The organism is Vitreimonas flagellata (assembly GCF_004634425.1).
GTDB lineage: Bacteria > Pseudomonadota > Alphaproteobacteria > Caulobacterales > Aquidulcibacteraceae > Vitreimonas > Vitreimonas flagellata.
On record NZ_SBJL01000003.1, the window covers coordinates 245,074 to 265,752 of the forward strand.

A 20,679-nucleotide genomic window follows, 5' to 3' on the forward strand; every position below is an offset into this window, starting at 1 on the left:
TTTCAGTGTGCCATTTTAACGCGACCTGAACCTCCTTTGGTTACGGTCCCGCCAACGATCAGCGTTTCCAACAGAGAAACGCGACGTATTTGGTTGGTGGTGACATGGGCAAGACTATCCTGATCGTCGATGACGATCCGGCGCAGCGTCGTCTTCTGCAGGCGGCCGTGGAGCGCAATGGCTTTCTGACACGTGCGGCTGAGAACGGCGCCCAAGCGGTTGAGGCCGTCGATACGCACGCAGACATCGATATTGTGCTTCTCGATCTCATCATGCCCGGCATGAGCGGTCAGGAAGCGATGAAGGAAATACGTCGGCGCCGCAGCGATCTGCCGTGCATCGTGCTGACCGCGTCGGGCGGTATCGATACGGTCGTGCAAGCGATGCAAGCGGGTGCTTCCGATTTCTTCGTGAAGCCGGCTTCGCCCGAACGGATCATGGTCTCGATCCGCAACGCGCTTGAAATGTCGAACCTGAAAACCGAAGTCGTGCGCTTGAAGAAGCGCGCCAACGGTCAGATGGGCTTTGACGACATGGTCGCCAACGCGCCGGTGATGGCGCCTGTGGTGCGCATGGGTAAGCGCGCGGCGGCTTCGAACATTCCGGTGTTGATCACTGGCGAAAGCGGCGTCGGCAAGGAATTGCTGGCGCGTGCGATCCAGGGCGCTTCCGAGCGCGCGGGCCGTCCGTTCGTGACGGTCAATTGCGGCGCCATCCCGGAAAATCTGGTTGAGTCCATTCTGTTCGGTCACGTGAAGGGCAGCTTCACGGGCGCGACCGACAATCACGCCGGCAAGTTCGTGGAGGCGAACGGCGGCACGCTGTTCTTGGACGAAGTTGGTGAATTGCCGCTCGACATGCAGGTGAAACTGCTGCGCGTGCTGCAAGAAGGCGAAGTCGATCCCGTCGGCGGCAAGCGCACCACGAAGGTCGATGTCCGCATTATCAGCGCCACCAACAAGGATTTGGCGAAGCTCGTCGCTGACGGCGCCTTCCGCGAAGACCTCTATTATCGCCTGAACGTCTTCCCCATCGAAGCGCCGCCGCTGCGCGAGCGTAAGGAAGATTTGCCCGCGCTGGTGCAGCGCTTCATTGCGCGCTTCAACGCCGAGGAGGGCCGCAACGTGCGCGGCGCGTCGCCCGCGACGATGCAAATGCTGACGGCCTTCGATTGGCCGGGCAACGTCCGCCAGCTTGAGAACAGCATCTTCCGCGCTGTGATCCTGTGCGAAGGCGAATTGCTGCAGCCGGAAGATTTCCCGCAAATCTCGGGTCTGAAGCCGCTCGCCGCCGCTAATGACGTGCTGCCGGCTGACGTGCCTGTGCCGGCGAACGATCATCACGTCTCGCAAGCGACGGCGACGTTCAACGCCGTGATGCAAGCCGCGTCGGATACGTCGAACGCTGCGGTGAAGATGTTCGACGGCGAAGGCCATCTGCGTCAGCTCGAACAGATCGAGCGTGACCTGATCGAACTCGCGATCGATCATTATGCTGGCCATATGTCGGAAGTGGCGCGCCGCTTGGGCATCGGCCGCTCGACATTGTACCGCAAATTGCGCGAATACGGCCTCGAAGAGAAGGCTGCGGCTGAAGGCTAAGGGAGTAGGCGATGATGTTGATGCTGATGTCCCTTAGCATCAACGTCATCGCGTTCCTTGCATTTGGCTGGGACAAAAGCCGCGCCGAACGGCGTATGCGGCGCATCCCTGAAAGCACCCTTCTGGGCTTGGCGCTGTTCGGCGGCGCAGCCGGCGCTGTGCTCGGCCAACAGGTCTTTCGTCACAAGACGCGCAAACAACCGTTCGCCGCGCTGCTCTTGTGCGCGGTGGCGATCAATGTGGCTGCACTGGTGATTTGGCTGTCGCCAGAAATGCGCGCGCAGTTCGGCTTCTAATCCTCATCCCTTTGCCGTGGCGGTGGACGGTTTTTCCAGCCGAGCGGCTTTTTCGTTGTCATGCCTTTGCGCTTCTTGCCGCGGGCTTTGGCGGCGATCTCTTTGAGCTTGACGGTTTGTAAATTGGAGAGGGCGTCGTCGCGGCGGCCTTTGCTGAGATCGTTGAAGGCGCTGCCGTATTTTTCGAGGCGTTTGTCCACCTCGGTCAGAAATTCGCTTTCCCATTCCGAATAATCGACCGCGCCTTCGCCGGGCTTCACTTCGCCGGTTTCGGGATCGATCGTCTCCGGCGCGCTGCCTTTGGCGGCGAGCTTGCGGATGATCCGCAGCGCCTTGCGCGTTTGCTTGGGATCGACGTCGCGGGGCATGGCGCGCGACGTTAGCACGAACTTATGCACCGTCATCCCGGCACACCCGACCGGGACGACGAGCTTAGTGGCTTAAATCTCGCCCAGCGCGTGAAGATAGAGGTCGCGGACCATTTCTTGTTCTTCGCGCTCTTGGCGGTCTTGCTTGCGGATGCGCACGACTTGGCGAAGCACCTTCGTGTCGAAGCCCAGCGCCTTGGCTTCGGCGTAGGTCTCTTTCACGTCGTCGGCGATCGACTTTTTTTCTTCCTCAAGCTTCTCGATGCGCGCGACGAGCTGGCGCAGCTTCTCTTGCGTTGCTTGCGTCAGCGATTGCGGCGCAGCGACCGTTTCCGTTCCACCAAAATCCGGCATGTGCCCACCCATATCGTTTCGAGAATCGAATCGTTGAGAAACATTACTCTTCGACGGGCGCTGACGTCAGCTCGTTGACACGGCGAATCGCGGCGACAACCAGATCTGTCCTCAGGCGGTGCGGCATATGCCCTGTGTCGGGTGCGATCACGAGTTCCGCGGCGGGGAGTTGGGCTGCAAGCGCGCGGGCGTGGCGCTTGGGCGAGACGATACGGTCTTTCTCCGCAGTGATGATGATCGCGGGTGTGAATAAGTCGCTATAGCGCGGCTGTTGCGCCGCGAATTCCGCATTGGCGGCGACGACATCGCGTGCGCTCGCGCGAAACGCGCGCGGGCGGAAGATCAGCGGCACGCCCGCGTCGTTGAGATAATTCACAGGCGCGGGCGCGGGCCAAAAATTATTCGCGACGCTTGTCGGGCTCATCGGCGGCGCCAGCCACGGGATCAGCAATCCACAGAAAATATCGCCAAGCACCGGCGTCGCCGAAAGCCGCGCCCACCATGCGTTCTTGCCCGGATAGGGGCAGGCAGCCGGCGCGATCAGCACAAGCCCGCTGACGAGGTGCGGGTGATCGAGCGCCAAGCGCAACGCAACGGCGGAGCCGAGCGAGTGCGCGACGATGATGGCTTTGCCTTCGCCGCTTTGCTCCAGCGCGCGCGCCGCGCAACGCGCCTGAACCTTCAGCGTGTGCGCATCGCGCTTCATGCGCGTGGAATGGCCCATGCCGGGGCGATCATAGGCGATGACGTGATGCAGCGGCGAAAATTCCTCCGCCAACGGCCCCCACAGCTCAAGCAGATTCGAACTCGCGCCGTGGATCAGCAGCATACGCGGCGAACCGGGTAGGCCAGCTTCACGGATGTGCAGCCGCGCGCCTTCGGCGTCGATGAAACGGCCTGTCGGTGGGAATTGGGCTTCGACATTGTGTGTGTAGGCGCGGGCGTGCGCGGCCAACGCAAATGCCGCCAGTGTGAGCGCGACCGCTATGGCCGCGAGCCACAGCATCATGCGTCGCGGCCGTCCACGCGCGGTTCGAGGCGGCGCACGCCTTGGATCGCCGCTTCGTAATTCGGATGGATCACGAGCGCTGCGCGATAGGCTTCAAGTGCTGCGCGCTCTTGACCGAGTTCTTCGTAGATGATGCCTAAGGCCGCGAGCGCTGCGAAATGGCGCGGCTCGCGCTTCAGCGTTTCCTGAATGGCCGAGATCGCGGCCGGATAATCCTCGGCTTGGTAAGCGATGCCGGCGCGACGGTTCCAGGTTTCGGCGAAGTTCGGGGCGAGATCGCTGGCTTGGTCGAGGAAGCGGCCGGCCAGATCGGAATCGCCCGCGTTTTCGGCGGCTGCGGCGCGTTCAAGCAGCACATTCACCGTCGGCGAGCCTGAATCGGCCCAGCGATTCCAGATCGCTTGCTCGATCGGCTGGGCTGATTGAGCGTCCTCAGCTTGTTCCAATTGCGCAAAGAGCCCGTCGAGTTCGGGATCGACACGCGGCTGGGCGCGTTCACTCACGCCGCAGGCGGCGAGCGAAACAAGCATCACAAGGGTCAGAATAATTTGGCGCATCGCGATTCAATCGCGTCAGTTTATCCAAGTTTCACCATGCCCGCGAGGGCAGGCGGCGCCTTTGCACTCAGAATTGGGCCTAATTCAGCCCTGTTTCGCCTTATAGCGCGGATCTTCTTTGTTGATCACATAGACCCGGCCCTTGCGGCGCACGACCCGGCAAGCCCGGTGACGAGCTTTGAGCGACTTGAGCGAAGACTTGACTTTCATGGCCGAGAATTCCGGGGCGAAAATGGAAGCGGGGTCTGTAAGGGGCCGCTTGGGGGAAGTCAATTGGGGGCGTTGAAGCGTTTACCGGCGCGCCCTAGAGCCGTGTGGGGCTGGGAGAAGGGGATAATCATGGCGCGTGCTTTGTTTCTGGCGGCTGCGATCGGCCTGGCGGTAGCCTGTGGGCCGAACACGGTCGTGGCCCAGCCCGCGCCGGAGCCGCCGACTTTCACCTCATCGGGGAACCGAGCCTTCGATGAATGGCGCGACGATTTCGCCCGCCGGGCCGTGGAGCGGGGCCGGGACCCGGCTGTGCTGGGCCGCCTGCTGAGCGGGATTGCGCCGGACGATCGGGTGATCGAGCTGGACCAGCGCCAGCCGGAATTCGTGTCGCCGGTTTGGGATTACGTGACCAACCGCGTGACGGAGAACCGCATCTCCGGCGGCCGCGCGCTGAAGGCTGAAATTGGCTCAACCCTCGACGCCGTTGAGCAACGCTATGGCGTGCCGAGTGGGATCATTCTCGGCATCTGGGGGCTGGAGAGCAATTACGGCGAAGCGGCGCTGAATTGGAATGCGCAAACGGCGCTGGCGACGCTCGCTTATGAAGGCCGCCGTCGCCAGCAATTCGAGACGTATCTGTTGGCGCTGACCGAAATGGTGGAGCGCGGCCTCGCTGATCAATCGCAAATTCGCTCGTCCTGGGCCGGCGCGCTCGGCCAACCGCAATTCATGCCGGACGTCTATCTGACGACGGCGGTGGATTGGGACGGCGACGGCCATCGCGACATCTGGACCAATCGCGGCGACGTAGCGGCTTCCATCGCGCACTATCTGCAAGACCGTGGCTGGCGTCGTGGCGAGCCGGTGTTTGAAGAAGTGCGTCTGCCAAGCGGCTTCGATTACGCGCACGCCGATGGCACGCAACGCACCGTCGCCGATTGGAACGAACGCGGCGTGCGGCCGATCGAAGGCGGTGAATGGCCGGCGGCGCATCGCGATCTCTCGGCGCAACTCTTCTTGCCGGCGGGCGCGCAGGGGCCGGCGCTTCTGCTGCACCACAATTTCAGTGTGATCCGCCGCTACAACAATTCGGATCGCTACGCGCTCGTCGTGGCGTTGTTGGCGCGCTCGTTCGATGGGCGCAGTGGCTTAGTCCAAAGCTGGCCGCGCCAGATCGGCTCGCTCAACCGCGAGCAGACGCTGGAGCTGCAAACGCTCTTGAACGCGATGGGCTACGAAGCAGGCGCCGTCGACGGCTTGTTCGGCTCTGGCACGCGGCGCGCCGTGCGCGCGTTCCAGACGGCCGAGCAATTGCCGGCGGATGGCTTTCCGACTTTGGCGCTGTTGCAGCAAGTGCGTGTGAAAGCCGGCGTCGCCGATGCTGAACCCGCGCGCGAGCCGCGGGGCCTCGATCGCGCAGGTATTCGCCAGCTGCAGCGCTTGCTCAATCGCTTGGGCTACAGCGCTGGCCGCGCCGACGGCGTGATCGGTTCGCGCACACGCGATGCGATCCGCGAGTTTGAACGCGCGCAAGGCATGGAAGTGCGCGGCCGTGCGACGGACGTTGTGCTGGAGCGTGCGCGCGAAGCGGCGGGCTAAGACGGCGTCGTAGGCTCGCTTGGCGGTTGCTCGATCACGTTCACGTTGCGGAGGCGGCGGCTGCGGATCGAGAAGAACAGCATGCCGAGCAAGAGCGCGACCGTGATGAAGAGCGGCACGTTCATGCCAAGTGTTTCGTAAGCGACGCCGCCGACGATGGGCGAAAAAATAAAGCCAGCGCCGTTCACAGAAACGACGAGGCCGGCGGCTGATCCTTGCTCGTCGGGACGCACGGCGACGGAAGCGCCGCCGCTGAAGCCTGAACGCGCGAGCCCTGCGCCCAAGCCTTGAATGGCTTGCGACACGAGCAACGCGCCGAGGCTGGGCGCAGCAATCTGAATGGCGACGCCTAACGCACAAAGCCCCGCGCCCCACGCCATCAAGCCCCGCGGCGTCAGCTTGATGCGCGGCAGCAGCGCCATTTGCGTCGCGAGCAGCGCAAGGGCGTTGACCATGAAGCCGGCCGCCGTGAGCTCGGCGCCGTTTTCGCCAGAGACGCCCAAGCGATCCATCGTGAACAAGCCGAACACTTGCACCGTCACGCCAGCCACGACTGAGAGCCCGAAGCCGTAGATCAGATAAGCTGAAAGACGTGGATCGCGCGCCAACGCCATCTGTTCTCGGAAATCACCACGCTTCGGGCGTTCGGTCTTCGGCGGCGTGTTCTCCGGCAGAAAACGCCAAACTGAAAACGCTGCGAGCGCTGCAAGCGCGGCGATGAGCCAGATCGGAAACACAAGGCCTACCCACGCCGCGAGCGCTGCACAAATCGCGGGACCAAAGGCTTGGCCCATAGCGAAGGCGGCGGTGAGGCCGGCGAGTTGTTCGGTGCGCTCCATGCGTGTGGTGCGGTCGGCGATGTAGGCTTGCGATGGCGGCGAGGATGCAGAGCCAAAGGCGCCGAAAATCGCACGCGCCAGCATCAGTGAAATGAATAGCCCGAGGCCGCTGATGACGTTGTTCAAGCCCAACATCACAACGACGCCGAACGACGCCATCGAGACGCAATACGCTGCAAGCCCGAGCGCGATAATCGGCTTGCGGCCGGTGCGGTCGGAGAGGCGTCCCCAATAAGGACTCGTAAACACCCAGAGCAAAGCCGAGAGCGAAAAGATCCAACCGACGCTGGAATCCGACAGCCCGAGTTGGCGCACCAAAGGCGGCGCCACGGCCAGCAACATGGAATTGCCCGCGCCGATCACGAGCAAACACATGAAGAGGAGAAGGAATTGGCGCCGGCGCGGCGGCGGCGACGCTAGGGAAGCTTCGGTCATGGGCTGCAGAAAGACGGATAGACCCGCTCGTTTTGGCTTTCAATCCGTCAACCGAAACGGCGCGTTAAGCGCGTTCGGGCATAAAGCGGTGTTGGCAGAACGCCATCGGTAAAGACGCGTTAGCTATGTTTCCTATTATCGGCCTCGCAGTGGTGTTCGGCATGGTGTTCGGCGGCTTTATGCTCGCCGGCGGCCATTTCGAGGTCATCATCGAAGCCGCGCCGATGGAATTCATGATGATCTTTGGCGCCGCGGTGGGCGCGACGATCATCTCCAACGACATGCACGGCCTGAAAGGCGTGGTTGGCGGCTTCGCCAAAGTCATGTCCGGCCCCAAATGGGGCAAGAAAGATTATAGCGATCTGCTCGCGCTGCTGTTTCAGCTCACAAAGCTGATGAAGACCAAGGGCGTCGTGGCGCTGGAAGCGCATATCGAGAAGCCCGAAGAGAGCCCGATCTTCCAGAAATATCCGAAGCTGATGAAGGACCACTTCGTGGTCGATTTCATCTGCGACACGCTGCGCATGATGACCATGAACCTCGACGATCCACATCAGGTCGAGGACGCGATGGAAAAGCAGCTCGAGAAGCACCACCACGAAGCGATGCACCCCGCGCACGCCCTACAGACGATGGCGGACGGCTTGCCGGCGCTTGGCATCGTCGCGGCCGTGCTGGGCATCGTGAAGACGATGGGCGCCATCAACGAGCCGCCGGAAGTGTTGGGCTTGATGATCGGTAAGGCGCTCGTCGGCACGTTCTTGGGCGTGTTCTTGGCTTACGGCATCGTCGGCCCGATGGCGTCGCGCTTGAACGCGGTGACGGAACAAGACGGGCAATTTTACAAAATCATTCGCGATGTGCTCGTGGCGCACTTGCATGGCAATGCGGCGCAGGTTTCTGTGGAGATCGGCCGCGGCTCGGTGCCGTCGGTGATGCAGCCTTCGTTCGCGCAGCTCGAAGAAGCGCTGACGGCCGCCGCCGAGGCATGATCTCGGCAGCCTGCGCTATGCAGAGATGCATAGCGTCGCCTGGCGGGCGTGCTTGCCAAGTGGGTTAATCCGAGGCACAGAATCCGCTCCTGCTCAGGGGGCTAAACCCCTGCGCGAGACGAGGGGTAGAACCTATGACGAAGTTCAAGTTGGGCATGGCGGCTGCTGCCGCTGCTGTTCTCGCCTTCGGCGTTGCGGCCTGTGGCCAAACGGCGACGACGACGGAAGAGCCTGCTGCTGTTGAAGAAGCTGCTCCGGCGGCGGAAGCTCCGGCTGAAGCCCCGGCCGATCCGGCTGCTGCTCCGGCCGACCCGGCCGCCGCTCCGGCTGACCCGGCTGCCGCTCCGGCTCCGGCCACCACGCCATAATTTAACTGCGCAAGCAGTTTTATTCGCGACGAGCCGCCCGAAAGGGCGGCTCGTTTGTTATTGAGCTTCCGTCATGCCGCGCCTGCCGCCATCGCCCGCATTGGAATGGAGCGCCGAAGGCGTGCCCCGCGCGCCGGCATTCGACGACGTCTATTTTTCAAAATCGGGTGGCTTGGCCGAGGCTGAAGCCGTGTTTCTGGCCGGAACTGGATTGCCGGATGCGTGGCGAAATAGGGATCGTTTCGCCCTCTGCGAACTCGGCTTCGGCACGGGTTTGAACATTTTAGCGGCATGGTCTGCCTGGAAAAAGACACGGCTACCACATGCGATTTTGCATATCTCAAGCATCGAGGCATTCCCGCTCGCAAGGTGCGATGCAGCACGCGCGTTGGCGCAATTTCCGGAGGTCGGCGATCTGGCGGAGCAATTGCTCGCGCGCTGGCCGGTGCGCGCGTACGGGGCGCAGCGGCTCTGGTTTCCCGATGACGGCTTCTCGCTGACGCTTTGGACGGGCGATGCCGAGCGCGTGTTGGGCGGCATGCGCGGCTCGTTCGATGCGTGGTTCTGGGATGGCTTCGCGCCCGCGCGCAATGAGACGATGTGGGGCGAGGGCATCGCGCGTGAGATTGCGCGGCTCTCCAAGCCAGGCGCCCGCGTGGCGAGCTTCACCGTGGCTGGCGGCGTGCGGCGTGCGCTGGAGGCGGCGGGCTTCGGCGTGGAGAAGAAGCCTGGGTTTGGCGCGAAGCGGGAACGGCTGGAGGCGGTGTTTGCGGGCGCTGCTCCGAAGTCTGCTGAAATTTACCCGTATGTCTCGGCGCGCCCCAAGCGCGTGGCGATCGTCGGCGTTGGCATCGCGGGTGCTGCGGCTGCGCAGTCGTTGATGCGACGTGGCGTCGAGGTTGTTGTGCTGGATGAAGCGCGCGCGCTGGGCGCTGGCGCGAGCGGCAATCCGGCGGGATTGGTGATGCCGCGATTGGATCGTGGCGACGGGCCGCTGACGGAATTTTTCTTGGCGTCGTACCTTGCTGCGGTCGCGGCGTACGAAGAATTGGGCGTGCTCGATGCGTGCGGCGTCGAAGAGCGCGCGGGTGCGCGCGATACCGAGGCTCTCGTTGAATTGTTGAACGATCCACCGTTGCCGGAGGACTGGTTCGCGGCCTTTGGCGAGGGCGCTTTGCATAAGCGTGCGGGCCTCGTGCGGCCGCGCACGGCGATCGAAGCGATGCTGCGTAGCGCGCATATGATGTTCGAAGCGCAAGTCGGCGCGATTGATCAGGCGGACGACGGCTGGGTGCTGCGCGCGCCGGATGGGCGCGCGAGGCTCAAGGCGGACGCTGTCGTGCTCGCATGTGGCGCGGCGTTGACGCGATTTGCGCCGGCGCGGTTCATTCCGATTGCGTTATCGAGCGGGCAGATCGAGTGGGGTGCGGCCGCCGCGCCCGAGCATGCGATCACCAATGGTTCTTACGTCGCGCCGTTTGAGGGCGGCGTGTTGTTCGGTGCGACGTTCGACAAAGCCGAGCAGGAAGCGCCGGCATCGCCGTCAGCTGAGAGCCGCGCGCAAAACCTCGAGATGCTGCGGGCGATTGCGCCTGAGGTCGGGGCCAGCATTGACGCCAGTGCGTTGAACTCACGTGTCTCCTATCGCGCGACCACACCTGATCGCGCGCCCGTCGCCGGTGCGCTGCCGGACGCGGAGGCCTGGCTCGCGCAATATGCGGATCTCGCGCACGGTCGGGCGGTGCAGAGCGACAAGCCGCCGCCGGCGCATCGCGGCGTGTATGTGTTGGGCGGCCTCGGCGCGCGTGGTCTCACGTCCGGGCCACTACTCGGTGAGCGCCTCGCCTCGGAAATGTTGGGCGAACCTCAAGCGCTCTCGGCGCGCACGCTCGACGCGCTGCACCCCGCACGCTTCCTACACCGAGCCTTGAAGCGGCGTTAGGTCGTGGTGGGACTAGGGGCGGCGATCGCGCTGGGCTCTTCCTTCACGTCAGCTAAAGCGGCGTGGCGCGCGGCGATGGCGGCGTGCAACTCAGCCTGCGCCTTTTCATCGAGCGGATATTTTCGCAGCGACAAGGCGGCGAGGGCGTAAAGCACGATCGGCACGGCGATGAAGAGGATGCTGAGCGTCAGCAGCGCCTGTTCGGAATTCTCTGTGCCGAGCGCCGGTATAAAGCCCACAGCGCCGAGAATGGCGTAGGTGATGGGGCCTGCCGCGACACCGAGCTTTGACGTCGTCAGAAGGACGCCAAAGAAGAGGCCGGAGCGGCGCGCGCCGGTGCGCAATTCGTCTTCATCGACGACATCGGCCATCAGCGCGCGCGTCAGCAGCACGCCGCCGCCATTGGTGAGGCCAGCCGCCAGCATCGCCGGCGCTGCGAACCAAAACTCATGCGCGGGTAGAATGACAATGCCCGCTGTGGTGAGCGATGCGAATACGAGCGCGATTTGCAGCGCCACATGCTTGCCGCGCGCGCGTGCGAGCCACCACCAGATCGGCACGCCGAGAAGCCCGGCCATGAAGTAGATGGCGAGGAGCGTCTGGGCTTCGTTTTCGAAGCCGAGCACGAATTGGAAATAGAAGAGGAAGAGCCCGCCCGAGACGCCTTGCGCGATGCCGAGCAGGAGGTCCGGCGCGAGCACGCGCAGCGCGAGCTTGTTGCCCGCCAATGTCTTCACCGTCTCGCGAAAGCCTAGGTGCGGCTGTGGCGGCGTCTGCGGGTCTTTGACGAATGTAATTGCGAGCAATGTCGTCAGCGGGATCAACAGAAAGATTGTCCAACCCATCGCCGAGACGGCGTCCGCGTTGGCGCCGTGAAACGCTTGCACGACAACGCCGGCGATGATGAGCATCAAGGCTTGGCCAACGGCGCTCGCAAGTTGCACGGCGCCGAGCACTTGCGTGCGGCCATGATAGGTCGGCTGCAATTCGCCCGCCCAACCCAAGTGCGCGATCATCATGCTAGCGTAGGCGAGATACATCGCGAACACGGCAAGGCCGGCGAGCCAAGGATCAATGCCGACGGGTAAGCCGAGGAAGACGATCCAAAGCAGGACCATCAGCACAGGCGCGCTGGCGGCGAGCCAAATTTTGCGACGGCCAAGCGGATGCACCGTGCGATCTTGCATGCCGCCGATCGCGGGATCGATGAGCAGGTCGAACACGCGCGCGCCAAGGAAGATTGCGCTCACCGCCCACAATGGCAGGCCAAGGTGCTCGGCGAAGTGCGGCGGCAGGAAGATGATGACAGGAAGGGAGAGCGCCAAAAGCGGCGCTGCGGGCGCGGCGAACGCAATCAGCTCAAGAGTTGAGACTTTGCCTGTGGGTCGTGTCACGCGCGCTAGCCCTCCCGCCCCGACCTTCAAGGGCGGGTTGTTATTGCGCGCTAGTGTTCACGAGAGATCGCGCGCGATCAACCGCGCAACGCTTGTTGGAGGTGCGGCAACAAGCGCTCGTTACCGGCGACGACGGCGCCCGTCTTCATGAAATCGTCGCCATCTATCTCGGTGACGATGCCGCCCGCTTCGCGCACGATGACAGCGCCGGCGGCGATGTCCCACGCATTGAGGCCGCGTTCCCAATAGCCGTCGTAACGGCCGGCCGCGACGTAAGCGAGGTCGAGGGCGGCCGCGCCAAAGCGGCGAATGCCAGCGCTGCGTGCGATCACACGCTCGATTTCGCCGAGCGATTTTTGGTGGCCGGGCTTGCCGTGGAAGGGCGTGCCAGTGGCGAAGACGCATTCGCGCATGTCGGTGCGCGCGGCCACTCTTAGGCGCCTGTCATTCAAGTACGCGCCTGCGCCTTTCTCAGCCCAGAAGAGCTCGTCGCGGATGACGTTATAGACGACGCCCGCGACCAACACGCCTTCGCGCTCCAAGCCGATCGAGATAGCGAAGTGCGGGATGCCGTGCAGGAAGTTCGTCGTGCCGTCGAGCGGATCGACCAGCCAGCGGTGCGACTTGTCGGTGCCTTCCACCTCGCCGCGCTCTTCCATCACGAAGCCATAGCCGGGACGCGCTTTGGAGAGTTCTTCGAACAACGTCTTCTCAGCCTTGAGGTCTGCGGAAGAGACGAAGTCGCTTGGGCCCTTGCGGGAGATCTGGAGATTTTCGACCTCGCCGAAGTCGCGCGCTAGCGGCCGCGCGGCTTTGCGGGCGGCGGCAAGCATGACGTTCATCGTGGCGGAGGTTTGCATCGCGGTCCTTGCGGGGAAGGGGCGCTAGCTAGCAGTTGGGGGCCCCTAGCGGCAAGGGCGGGCGCTGCCTTGGGGAAGCGCCCGCCTCGCGCGTCTGGTTAATTGACCTTGTAAAACAGCATGTCGGCTTGGCGCAGGGCGCCGTTTGCAAACACGCCTTCATAGGTGCGGCCTTCATCGCTTTCGTAGGCGATCCGCTCGCCTTCGACCTGATAGCGGCCGGAGACGGCGGGGCGGCGGCCGCGCTGTTTCACATACCGCCCATCGGGGAGAAGCTCGTGACGGACAAAGCCGCCGGCGCTCTTCCAGATGCCGACATAGGTTTGGGGCGCTTCTTCGCTCACTTCAGTGAACGTGGGCTTGGTGACGAAGAGGAGGTTCATGATCGTAGCTTTCGATTAGTTGGCGGCGGTCGGACGAACGACGATTTCGTTCACGTCCACGCCGTCGGGTTGTTCGATGGCGAAGGCGACGGCGCGGGCGATGGCGTCGGCCGGGATGATGGTCTTGCGATACGCGTCGATGAATTTCGCTGTCGCTTCGTGTGTGATCGTGTGCGCCAGTTCGGATTCCGTCACACCGGGCGAGATGATTGTGGTGCGGACGTAATTGTTTTCCTGACGCAGACCTTCGGTGATGAAATTCACCGCGGCCTTGGTGGCGCAATAGACCGCCGCCGTTGGGATCGCATGATAGGCGGCGATCGAGGACGTGTTGATCACGTGGCCGTAGCCTTGCTGCGCGAACACCGGGAGGGCGGCGGCGATGCCGTAAAGCACGCCCTTGATGTTCACATCGACCATCTGCTCCCATTCATCGACCTTGAGGGCGTCGAGCGGCGAGAGCGGCATCACGCCCGCATTGTTGACGATGACGTCGAGCTTGCCGAAGCGCTCGTGAGCGAAGCGGACAATGTCGGCGACGCTGTCGCGCTTGGTGACGTCGAGCGCTTGGAATTCGGCCGTGGCGCCTTGGGCGCGCAGTTGAGCGACGAGCTTTTCAAGCCGATCCGTGCGGCGGGCGCCGAGCACGAGTGTTGCGCCACGGGCGGCGAGTTCGCGGGCGGTGGCTTCGCCGATGCCGCTCGAAGCGCCGGTGACGATGACGATTTTGCCTTGGACAGACATTTGGCTTCTCCGGTGATTTTGGGGGCCGGCGCGTGACGTCCGGCGATGAGGAGAAGATGGGGCAAACCTAGGCGCGGGCGGTAGAACAGGGCTCCGCGATGATTGCCTAAAACTCCAAACCTGACTTGCCGGCGCTTGGAGGCATGCCCAGATGTGCTAGCGATAAAGCGCAGGATTGAAGGGCGATCGCCATGCCGCGTCTGTCGGAATTGATTGAATTAATTGAAAAATATACCGGAGGCGTGGACGGCGCGCACGAAACGGCGATCCCGCGCGTCAAGCTTTTCCGCTTTTCGACGCCGACCGAGCCGCTCCACGCCTTGCACGAACCCTCGATCTGCCTGGTGGTCCAGGGCAAAAAGCGGGTGCTGATCGGCGACCAGGCTTTGGACTATGACGCCGGGCGCTTTCTGGCCGCTTCCGTGGATGTGCCGGTGGTGGGCCAAGTGATCGAGGCGTCGAAGGAGGCGCCCTATCTTTGCTTCAAGCTTGATATTGACCGCAGCATGCTCGCGGCCTTGGCGCTGGAGATGGGGCCGGCTGTTGAGAGCGGCTATGCCTCGCTTGGTATGGCGCTGAGCGAGACGACGCCGGAATTGCTCGACGCCGCATTGCGCTTGCTGCGCTTGGCGGAGAACCCACGCGACATACCCATGCTCGCGCCGCTGGCGGAGCGCGAGCTGCTCTATCGTTTGCTCGCGGGTGAATTTGGCGCGCGCCTACGCCACCTCGCTTATGCGGATTCCAAACTCAGCCAAGTCAATCGCGCGATAGACTGGATCAAGCGGAATTTCCGCGAGGCGTTCTCGGTTGAAGCGCTGGCGTCCGAAGCGCGCATGAGCACATCCGCGCTGCATCTGCATTTCAAGCAAGTGACGTCGCTGTCGCCGCTGCAATATCAAAAGCAGATGCGTCTGCAGGAAGCGCGGCGCTTGATCTTCGCCGAAGCGATGGACGCCGCACGCGCAGCGCATGAAGTCGGCTACGATAGCCCATCGCAATTCAGCCGCGAATATCGTCGCCTGTTCGGCGCGCCGCCCGTGCAGGACGTGACGCGCTTGCGCGAAGCCGCGCTACCGATTGGCGCCGCTGCGCCGTAGGATGGCGCGCGCGGCGTGAACGCCCGTGGCGAAGCTGGCTTGCAGGAGATAGCCGCCTGTGGGCGCGTCCCAGTCGAGCATCTCGCCGGCGACGTACGTGTTCGCCAGCCCTTTCAGTTGGAGGTTTTCGTCCACGGCATCCCACGAGACGCCCCCCGCGCTGGAAATGGCGCGATCTAGAGTGCGTGCGGCGATGAGATGGATCGGCACGGCTTTGATGTGCGCTGCGAGCGCGTGCGGTTCGCGTGGCGGGCCGCTTTCGTGCAGCAAGGCGATGGCGAGCGGGCTGAGCCCCAGCGTCTTACGCAGGGTCGAAGAGAGCGTGTCGCCCCGTTTGGCGCGTGCAAGCTTTTGGGCGATGTCGTTTTGACTCAGCGCGGGGCGAAGATCGATGTGGATCGTCGTGGGCGCGGCGGTACGGAGCTCGGATGAGAGGGCGTAGATGGCGCCGCCCTCGACTCCGTATTCCGTGATCATGACCTCGCCGCGGACTTCGCGGTCATTATGGCGAAGCGCGATGGTCTTCAATGGCTGACCCGCAAAGCGGTCGCGCAAGAGCGGCGTCCATCCGACGTTGAAGCCAACATTGGATGGCGTGAACGCGATCACGTCGACGCCGCGCTCCTCGAGTACCGATCGCCACAAGCCATCGGAGCCCAAACGTGGCCAGCTTGCGCCGCCGAGGGCGAGGAGTGTCGCGGCCGCCCGAAGCGGCGGCTCGCCATTGGCGAAGCGGAGCGCGCCGTCCTCGGTCCAGCCGAGCCAAGTCTGGCCCGTTCTGATCTCGATGCCCTGCGACGAAAGCCTTCGCAACAATGCGCGGAGCAGCGGCGATGCCTTCATCGCTTTGGGAAAAACGCGACCGCTAGAGCCGATGAAGGTGTCTTGGCCGAGGCCGTTCACCCAGGCGATGAGATCGTTCGGCGTGAAGGCTTCGAGAATGGGCTGAAGCTGCGTTTGCGCTTCGTGGTAGCGCGTCATGAATTGCGCGAACGGTTCCGAATGCGTGAGGTTCAGGCCGCCGCGCCCGGCCATCAGAAATTTGCGGGCGACGCTGGGCATGCGCTCGACCACGACGACGCGTTTACCAGCCGCGCTCAGAATGTCGGCGGCAATCAATCCAGCGGGGCCGGCGCCGATGATGGCGATCGGCGCGTCGTCATTCATGCGCGTGGCTGACCGCTTCGATCTTGTTGCCGTCCGGGTCGCGGACGAAGGCGCCGTAATAATCGGGATGATATTCGGTGCGCAGGCCCGGCTTGCCGTCTTCGATGCCGCCTTGATCGAGGGCGGCGAGATAGAATGCATCAACACCCGCGCGCGTCTCGGAGCGGAAGGCGATGTGCACGCCATTGCCCATCGAGGCTTGCTGGCCGTTGATCGGCAGCTGAATCCAGAAGCTCGGCTTATTGTCGACGCCGTAGCCAACGCCAACGAGCTGGCCATTGATCTCGACGGGATACACAGGCGTCATGCCGAGTGGCGCGAGGATGGCGTCATAGAACGCCTTCGCACGCTGCACATTGGTGACGCCGACAGAGACGTGATCAATCGCCATAAGTAATTCCTCTCACGGCCAACGCGCGAACCAATCGAGCGTGCGCGACAACGCGAGATCACGCGCGGCGCCGTCGAAATCGGACGAGCCCTTGCGGCAGAAGCCGTGGCCAGCGTCGTAGAGATAGAGAGGCGAGTCCGGCGCTGCTAGACGCACCTGCTCGTAATTCTCTGGCGGAATGGACGCGTCTCGCGCGCCGTAGTGGAGCATGGTGGGGATCGCGGGCTTTGCCTCCAGCAGGTCAAGGATGAGGCGGCCGTAGAAGCACGACGCGGCGTTCAGGCCTTTGCACTTGGCTGCGGCCATCCAAGTCGCTGCGCCGCCATAGCAAAAGCCGGTGACGTAAACTGGCGCCGGCAGCGCATCGATCGCGGCTTGGATGTCGGAAATGACTTGCTTCCAGGGCGACGCTTTAACAGCGGAGATGCCTGCCTTGACGCCCTCCGGATCGTGGCCGGCGTGAAAGCCGCGTTCGATCCGATCGAACAGGCCGGGCGCGATCGTGGCGTATCCCGCATCTGCGAAGAACTCGGAGACCTCGCCAATATGCTCGGTGAGTCCAAAAATCTCCTGGATCACCACGACGCCGCCCTTGCTCGCCGCTTTCGGCTGCGCGGAAAGCGCGCTGAAGGCAAAGCCATCGATGGCGCTGATAAGCTCGATTGTGTCCGTCATGCGCTTCCGTCGCATGGAGAGGGCGTTCCGTCGAGTGGCGGGGCGCTCGCGGGAAGTTGAGCGGCTTGTCACTGGTGCGTTGTGTGAGCCGGGCCCATGCTCGCCGCAATGCAAGTGCTTCGGCTCCTGTTGCTTGGGCTTGCCGCCGTGCTGTGGGCGGGCACGGCGAGCGCGCGATGTCTCGAGGCGCCGGATCTGGCCGCCTATCAAACAGCCACGCCGGAAGATTTCGCAATGGGTGCGACCCGGTCGGATCGCGTCGGGCGCGTAGTCGCCCAGGTCAGCGTCAATGGGCAGGGCCCGTTCCGGTTCATCGTCGACACTGGCGCCAATCGTTCGGTGCTGTCGCAAGCTCTTGTTGACAGGTTGGGATTGACGCCAACCGGCACTGGCGAAGTCCATTCCGTCCACGGCGTTACGGTGGCGCCCTTGGTACAGGTCAATTCGCTGCACTACGGCGACCTCGCGCTCGGCGTTGCAAGCATGCCCGCATTGCAAGGAGGTGTGCTCGCTGGTGAGCAAGGCCTGCTCGGTGTGGATGGCATGCGCGGTCGGCGCCTTAGGATGGATTTCGAACGCAATTGCATTGAGATATCGTCGGCGCGCGGATCGTCTCGGCTTAGAGGCTGGTCGCGTGTGCGCGGCGAGTTGCGGTTTGGACATTTGATTGTCGTGCGCGGGGCTATCAATGGCGTGCGCACAAATTTGTTGATCGACACGGGGTCCGATACCTCGCTCGCGAACAATGCGTTGCGAACCGCGCTCGATCTTCGTTTGCAGCGTTCGCGCGAGCTTGGACAGGCGCGCGCCTACACGGCGGGTGAGCCGATCATGCTGACGGATTCTGTTTTCATGCCCCGCATGCGCTTCGGCGGTCTCGTCGTACGCAATGTGCGCGCTTACGTCGGCGATTTTCATATCTTTCGGATTTGGGGCATGACCGAGGAACCGACGCTTCTGGTTGGCATGGACGTGCTGTCGCAATCGCGTGGCATGGCCATCGATTATGCGCGCGGCATCGTTTATTTCGACATTCAGGACGGGCCGCCGACCGGGTCGCGCCTCGACAATTAGCGGTCGCTGTCTCTGAAGAGGCGCCCGCGTTCCGTGATCAGAACACTCGCGATCATCGCGACGCCTGCGAGCGCCATGGCGGTCACGAAGGGCGTTGTGGCGCCATCAAACGCGCGCGCGATGATGCCGCCGAGCAATGCGCCGCCGCTTGCGGTCACCGCGCCGAAGACGGCCGAAGCCGATCCGGCGACGTGCCCCATGCGCTCCATCGCGAGCGTATTGAAATTGCTCGACATGAGCCCGAATACCCCAAACGAAAGCCCGAGCAGAACAATAAAGCTCCAGAAGTTCTCAAGCCCCGCCATGGCCACGGCGGCGTGCACGGCGGCGATGCCGGTGAACCAGAACATCGCCACGTGCGAGATGCGGCGCATGCCTTGGCCGACGACAATGCGTGAATTGAGGAACGTGCCGATCGAAATCGTGATCGCGATGGCCGCGAACGCGATGGGGAAGGCCGGGCCCAGTGCGAATACATCGACGTAAATCTGTTCGGACGCCGTGATGTAACCGAACAGGCATGCGGTCAGGAACGTACTCGCGATCATATAACCGACGGTCTGGCGGTCTTTGAATACGGCCGCGTAGCCAGCGGCGATCACCTTCGGCTGCAACGCGCGGCGCATCTCCGGCTTCAGCGTTTCGGGCAGGCGCACCAAAGCCCAGATCGCCACGAGCAGCGCATAGATGAGCAACGTGCCGAAAATCCAGCGCCATGGCGCCACGAGCAGGATGAGCTGGCCGATGCCGGGCGCCACGATCGGGATGATCATGAAGATGGTCATGGCCGTCGACATGATCTGCGCCATGCGCCGGCCTTCGGTGAGATCGCGCACGACGGCGATGGAAATGACACGTGTGGCTGCGGCGCCCACGCCTTGCAAGGCGCGCGCGGCGAGAAAGAGCTCGAATGTCGGCGCGATGATGCTGAGCAATGTGCCGGCGCTGAAGATCGCCAGCGCCCAGAGCAGGACGCTGCGTCTGCCAAATCGATCCGCAAGTGGTCCATAGACGAGCTGCGCCACGCCAAACAGCGCGACGTAGGCGACGATGACGAGCTGACGGTCGTTATCGTTCGCGAGATTGAACGCGCGCCCGATGTCCGGCAATGCCGGCAGCATGATGTCGATGGCGAGCGCGTTCAGCGCCGACAGCGCCGCCGTCATCGCCACCAATTCCCACGTCGAGAGCGCCGGCCGAGAGGCGGCGGCGTTATGCATTGAAGCGGAAGTGCATCACGTCGCCCTCTTTGACGACGTAGTCCTTACCTTCAAGGCGCATCTTGCCGGCTTCCTTGGCGCCGCTCTCGCCGTTGAACTTGACGAAATCCTCGTAGCCAATGGTCTCGGCGCGGATGAAGCCTTTTTCGAAATCGCCGTGGATGACGCCCGCCGCTTGTGGCGCGGTCCAGCCTTTTTGGATGGTCCAGGCGCGGGCTTCTTTTGGGCCGACAGTGAAATAGGTTTGCAGGCCGAGTAGATCGTAGCCGGCGTGGATGAGGCGCGTGAGACCCGGTTCCTCGAGGCCAACGGTGGCGAGGAATTCGGCTTGCTCGTCGTCGGAGAGGGCGGCGATCTCGGCTTCGAGTTGCGCGCAGATGATCACGCAAGCGGCGTGCTCGGCCTTCGCGCGCTCTTCAACGCGTGCGGTGTGCGCGTTGCCTTTGGCGGCGTCTTCTTCGTTGACGTTGCAGACATAGAGCACCGGTAGCGCGGTCAGGAGCTGCAGCATGCCGAAGGTTTTTTCTTCTTCCGCGGCGCGCTTGGTGAGACGTGCCGGCTTGCCGTCTTCCAGCAAGGCTTTGGCGCGCAGCACAAGTTCAAGCGTGAGCTTGGCTTCCTTGTCGCCGCCCTTGGCTTTCTTCTCAAGGTTGTTGACGCGCTTATCGAGACTTTCGAGATCGGCGAGCATCAGTTCGGTTTCGACCGTCTCCAGATCGGCGATCGGATCGATCTTGCCTTCGACGTGGGTGATGTCGTCATTCTCGAAGCAACGCAGGACGTAGGCGATGGCGTCGCATTCGCGAATGTTGGCGAGGAATTGGTTGCCCAGGCCTTCGCCTTTCGATGCGCCGCGTACGAGGCCCGCGATGTCGACGAAATTCATTCGCGTCGGGATGATCTCCTTTGAGCCTGCGATTTTCGCGAGCGCGTTGAGGCGCGGCTCCGGCATCGCCACTTCGCCGACATTCGGCTCGATGGTGCAGAACGGATAATTCGCTGCTTGCGCCGCGGCGGTTTTGGTCAGCGCATTAAAGAGCGTGGACTTGCCGACATTCGGCAAACCCACGATGCCGCATTTGAAACCCATAAGTCTTTCCT

General features: G+C 63.2%; 23 protein-coding genes. 8 read left to right on the forward strand and 15 right to left on the reverse strand.

Annotated elements, in window-relative coordinates:
• Positions 1-104: 104 nt before the first annotated feature.
• Positions 105-1,601: a sigma-54-dependent transcriptional regulator gene (locus EPJ54_RS14055; RefSeq protein ID WP_135212371.1), complete on the forward strand. Its 1,497-nt coding sequence runs from the start codon at positions 105-107 to the stop codon at positions 1,599-1,601.
• 20 nt (positions 1,602-1,621) lie between these two features.
• Positions 1,622-1,897 (forward strand): DUF1294 domain-containing protein, encoded by a 276-nt coding sequence (locus EPJ54_RS14060; protein WP_239590937.1) that lies wholly within the window; start codon positions 1,622-1,624, stop codon positions 1,895-1,897.
• On the opposite strand, the gene EPJ54_RS14065 is transcribed toward EPJ54_RS14060, so the two are convergent.
• The 5 genes from EPJ54_RS14065 to ykgO all read right to left on the reverse strand — a co-directional run bounded on the left by EPJ54_RS14065 (position 1,894) and on the right by ykgO (position 4,395).
• The gene (locus EPJ54_RS14065; RefSeq protein ID WP_135212373.1) at positions 1,894-2,301 is read right to left on the reverse strand and encodes a hypothetical protein; all 408 of its coding nucleotides are present in this window, start codon (positions 2,299-2,301) and stop codon (positions 1,894-1,896) included. The genes EPJ54_RS14060 and EPJ54_RS14065 overlap by 4 nt on opposite strands.
• 36 nt (positions 2,302-2,337) lie before the next feature.
• Positions 2,338-2,619 carry a DUF2312 domain-containing protein gene (locus EPJ54_RS14070; protein WP_135212374.1) on the reverse strand — a complete coding sequence of 94 codons (282 nt, stop codon included), beginning with the start codon at positions 2,617-2,619 and terminating at the stop codon, positions 2,338-2,340.
• A 43-nt stretch (positions 2,620-2,662) separates the two neighbouring features.
• On the reverse strand, positions 2,663-3,628 hold the full coding sequence (locus tag EPJ54_RS14075) for an alpha/beta fold hydrolase (protein ID WP_135212375.1): 966 nt from the start codon (positions 3,626-3,628) through the stop codon (positions 2,663-2,665).
• Positions 3,625-4,185: a tetratricopeptide repeat protein gene (locus EPJ54_RS14080; RefSeq protein ID WP_135212376.1), complete on the reverse strand. Its 561-nt coding sequence runs from the start codon at positions 4,183-4,185 to the stop codon at positions 3,625-3,627. Before EPJ54_RS14080 ends, EPJ54_RS14075 begins: the two co-directional genes overlap by 4 nt.
• A gap of 84 nt (positions 4,186-4,269) precedes the next feature.
• A complete protein-coding gene (ykgO, locus tag EPJ54_RS14085) occupies positions 4,270-4,395 on the reverse strand; it encodes a type B 50S ribosomal protein L36 (RefSeq protein WP_135212377.1) in 126 nt (41 codons plus the stop codon).
• Between the two features lie 129 nt (positions 4,396-4,524).
• On the opposite strand from ykgO, the gene EPJ54_RS14090 reads away from it, so the two are divergent.
• On the forward strand, positions 4,525-5,994 hold the full coding sequence (locus EPJ54_RS14090; RefSeq protein WP_135212378.1) for a lytic murein transglycosylase: 1,470 nt from the start codon (positions 4,525-4,527) through the stop codon (positions 5,992-5,994).
• On the opposite strand, the gene EPJ54_RS14095 is transcribed toward EPJ54_RS14090, so the two are convergent.
• Positions 5,991-7,268, reverse strand: coding sequence for an MFS transporter (locus EPJ54_RS14095; protein ID WP_135212379.1), 1,278 nt, complete (start codon positions 7,266-7,268; stop codon positions 5,991-5,993). The two genes, EPJ54_RS14090 and EPJ54_RS14095, sit on opposite strands and share 4 nt — an antisense overlap.
• A gap of 125 nt (positions 7,269-7,393) precedes the next feature.
• On the opposite strand from EPJ54_RS14095, the gene motA reads away from it, so the two are divergent.
• From motA to mnmC, 3 genes are all read left to right on the forward strand, one after another.
• A complete protein-coding gene (gene motA, locus EPJ54_RS14100) occupies positions 7,394-8,260 on the forward strand; it encodes a flagellar motor stator protein MotA (RefSeq protein ID WP_135212380.1) in 867 nt (288 codons plus the stop codon).
• 134 nt (positions 8,261-8,394) lie between these two features.
• A complete protein-coding gene (locus EPJ54_RS14105; protein WP_135212381.1) occupies positions 8,395-8,628 on the forward strand; it encodes a hypothetical protein in 234 nt (77 codons plus the stop codon).
• A 73-nt stretch (positions 8,629-8,701) separates the two neighbouring features.
• Positions 8,702-10,570, forward strand: a complete 1,869-nt coding sequence (mnmC, locus tag EPJ54_RS14110; protein ID WP_135212382.1) for a bifunctional tRNA (5-methylaminomethyl-2-thiouridine)(34)-methyltransferase MnmC2/FAD-dependent 5-carboxymethylaminomethyl-2-thiouridine(34) oxidoreductase MnmC1 — start codon at positions 8,702-8,704, stop codon at positions 10,568-10,570.
• Here the strand turns inward: mnmC and EPJ54_RS14115 are convergent.
• The 4 genes from EPJ54_RS14115 to EPJ54_RS14130 form a co-directional block, all read right to left on the reverse strand.
• A complete protein-coding gene (locus EPJ54_RS14115; RefSeq protein ID WP_167755735.1) occupies positions 10,567-11,964 on the reverse strand; it encodes an MFS transporter in 1,398 nt (465 codons plus the stop codon). The genes mnmC and EPJ54_RS14115 overlap by 4 nt on opposite strands.
• Before the next feature lie 77 nt (positions 11,965-12,041).
• Positions 12,042-12,824, reverse strand: coding sequence for an inositol monophosphatase family protein (locus tag EPJ54_RS14120; RefSeq protein WP_239590938.1), 783 nt, complete (start codon positions 12,822-12,824; stop codon positions 12,042-12,044).
• Positions 12,825-12,922: 98 nt separating this feature from the next.
• On the reverse strand, positions 12,923-13,207 hold the full coding sequence (locus EPJ54_RS14125; protein ID WP_135212384.1) for an Atu4866 domain-containing protein: 285 nt from the start codon (positions 13,205-13,207) through the stop codon (positions 12,923-12,925).
• Positions 13,208-13,222: 15 nt separating this feature from the next.
• The gene (locus EPJ54_RS14130) at positions 13,223-13,951 is read right to left on the reverse strand and encodes an SDR family oxidoreductase (RefSeq protein WP_135212385.1); all 729 of its coding nucleotides are present in this window, start codon (positions 13,949-13,951) and stop codon (positions 13,223-13,225) included.
• 191 nt (positions 13,952-14,142) lie between these two features.
• Here EPJ54_RS14130 and EPJ54_RS14135 point away from each other — a divergent pair, with 191 nt between their 5' ends.
• On the forward strand, positions 14,143-15,051 hold the full coding sequence (locus EPJ54_RS14135) for an AraC family transcriptional regulator (RefSeq protein WP_135212386.1): 909 nt from the start codon (positions 14,143-14,145) through the stop codon (positions 15,049-15,051).
• On the opposite strand, the gene EPJ54_RS14140 is transcribed toward EPJ54_RS14135, so the two are convergent.
• The 3 genes from EPJ54_RS14140 to EPJ54_RS14150 are packed head-to-tail and all read right to left on the reverse strand — an operon-like array spanning position 15,025 to position 17,284.
• Positions 15,025-16,218, reverse strand: coding sequence for a BaiN/RdsA family NAD(P)/FAD-dependent oxidoreductase (locus tag EPJ54_RS14140; protein ID WP_135212387.1), 1,194 nt, complete (start codon positions 16,216-16,218; stop codon positions 15,025-15,027). The genes EPJ54_RS14135 and EPJ54_RS14140 overlap by 27 nt on opposite strands.
• Complete coding sequence (locus EPJ54_RS14145; protein ID WP_135212388.1) at positions 16,211-16,609, reverse strand: VOC family protein; 399 nt, start codon at positions 16,607-16,609, stop codon at positions 16,211-16,213. Before EPJ54_RS14145 ends, EPJ54_RS14140 begins: the two co-directional genes overlap by 8 nt.
• A 12-nt stretch (positions 16,610-16,621) precedes the next feature.
• Positions 16,622-17,284, reverse strand: a complete 663-nt coding sequence (locus EPJ54_RS14150; protein ID WP_167755736.1) for a dienelactone hydrolase family protein — start codon at positions 17,282-17,284, stop codon at positions 16,622-16,624.
• Between the two features lie 96 nt (positions 17,285-17,380).
• Here EPJ54_RS14150 and EPJ54_RS14155 point away from each other — a divergent pair, with 96 nt between their 5' ends.
• Positions 17,381-18,358 carry a retroviral-like aspartic protease family protein gene (locus tag EPJ54_RS14155; protein ID WP_135212390.1) on the forward strand — a complete coding sequence of 326 codons (978 nt, stop codon included), beginning with the start codon at positions 17,381-17,383 and terminating at the stop codon, positions 18,356-18,358.
• On the opposite strand, the gene EPJ54_RS14160 is transcribed toward EPJ54_RS14155, so the two are convergent.
• The gene (locus EPJ54_RS14160; protein WP_135212391.1) at positions 18,355-19,578 is read right to left on the reverse strand and encodes a multidrug effflux MFS transporter; all 1,224 of its coding nucleotides are present in this window, start codon (positions 19,576-19,578) and stop codon (positions 18,355-18,357) included. The two genes, EPJ54_RS14155 and EPJ54_RS14160, sit on opposite strands and share 4 nt — an antisense overlap.
• Positions 19,571-20,668 (reverse strand): redox-regulated ATPase YchF, encoded by a 1,098-nt coding sequence (ychF, locus tag EPJ54_RS14165; protein ID WP_135212392.1) that lies wholly within the window; start codon positions 20,666-20,668, stop codon positions 19,571-19,573. Before ychF ends, EPJ54_RS14160 begins: the two co-directional genes overlap by 8 nt.
• Positions 20,669-20,679: the final 11 nt, after the last annotated feature.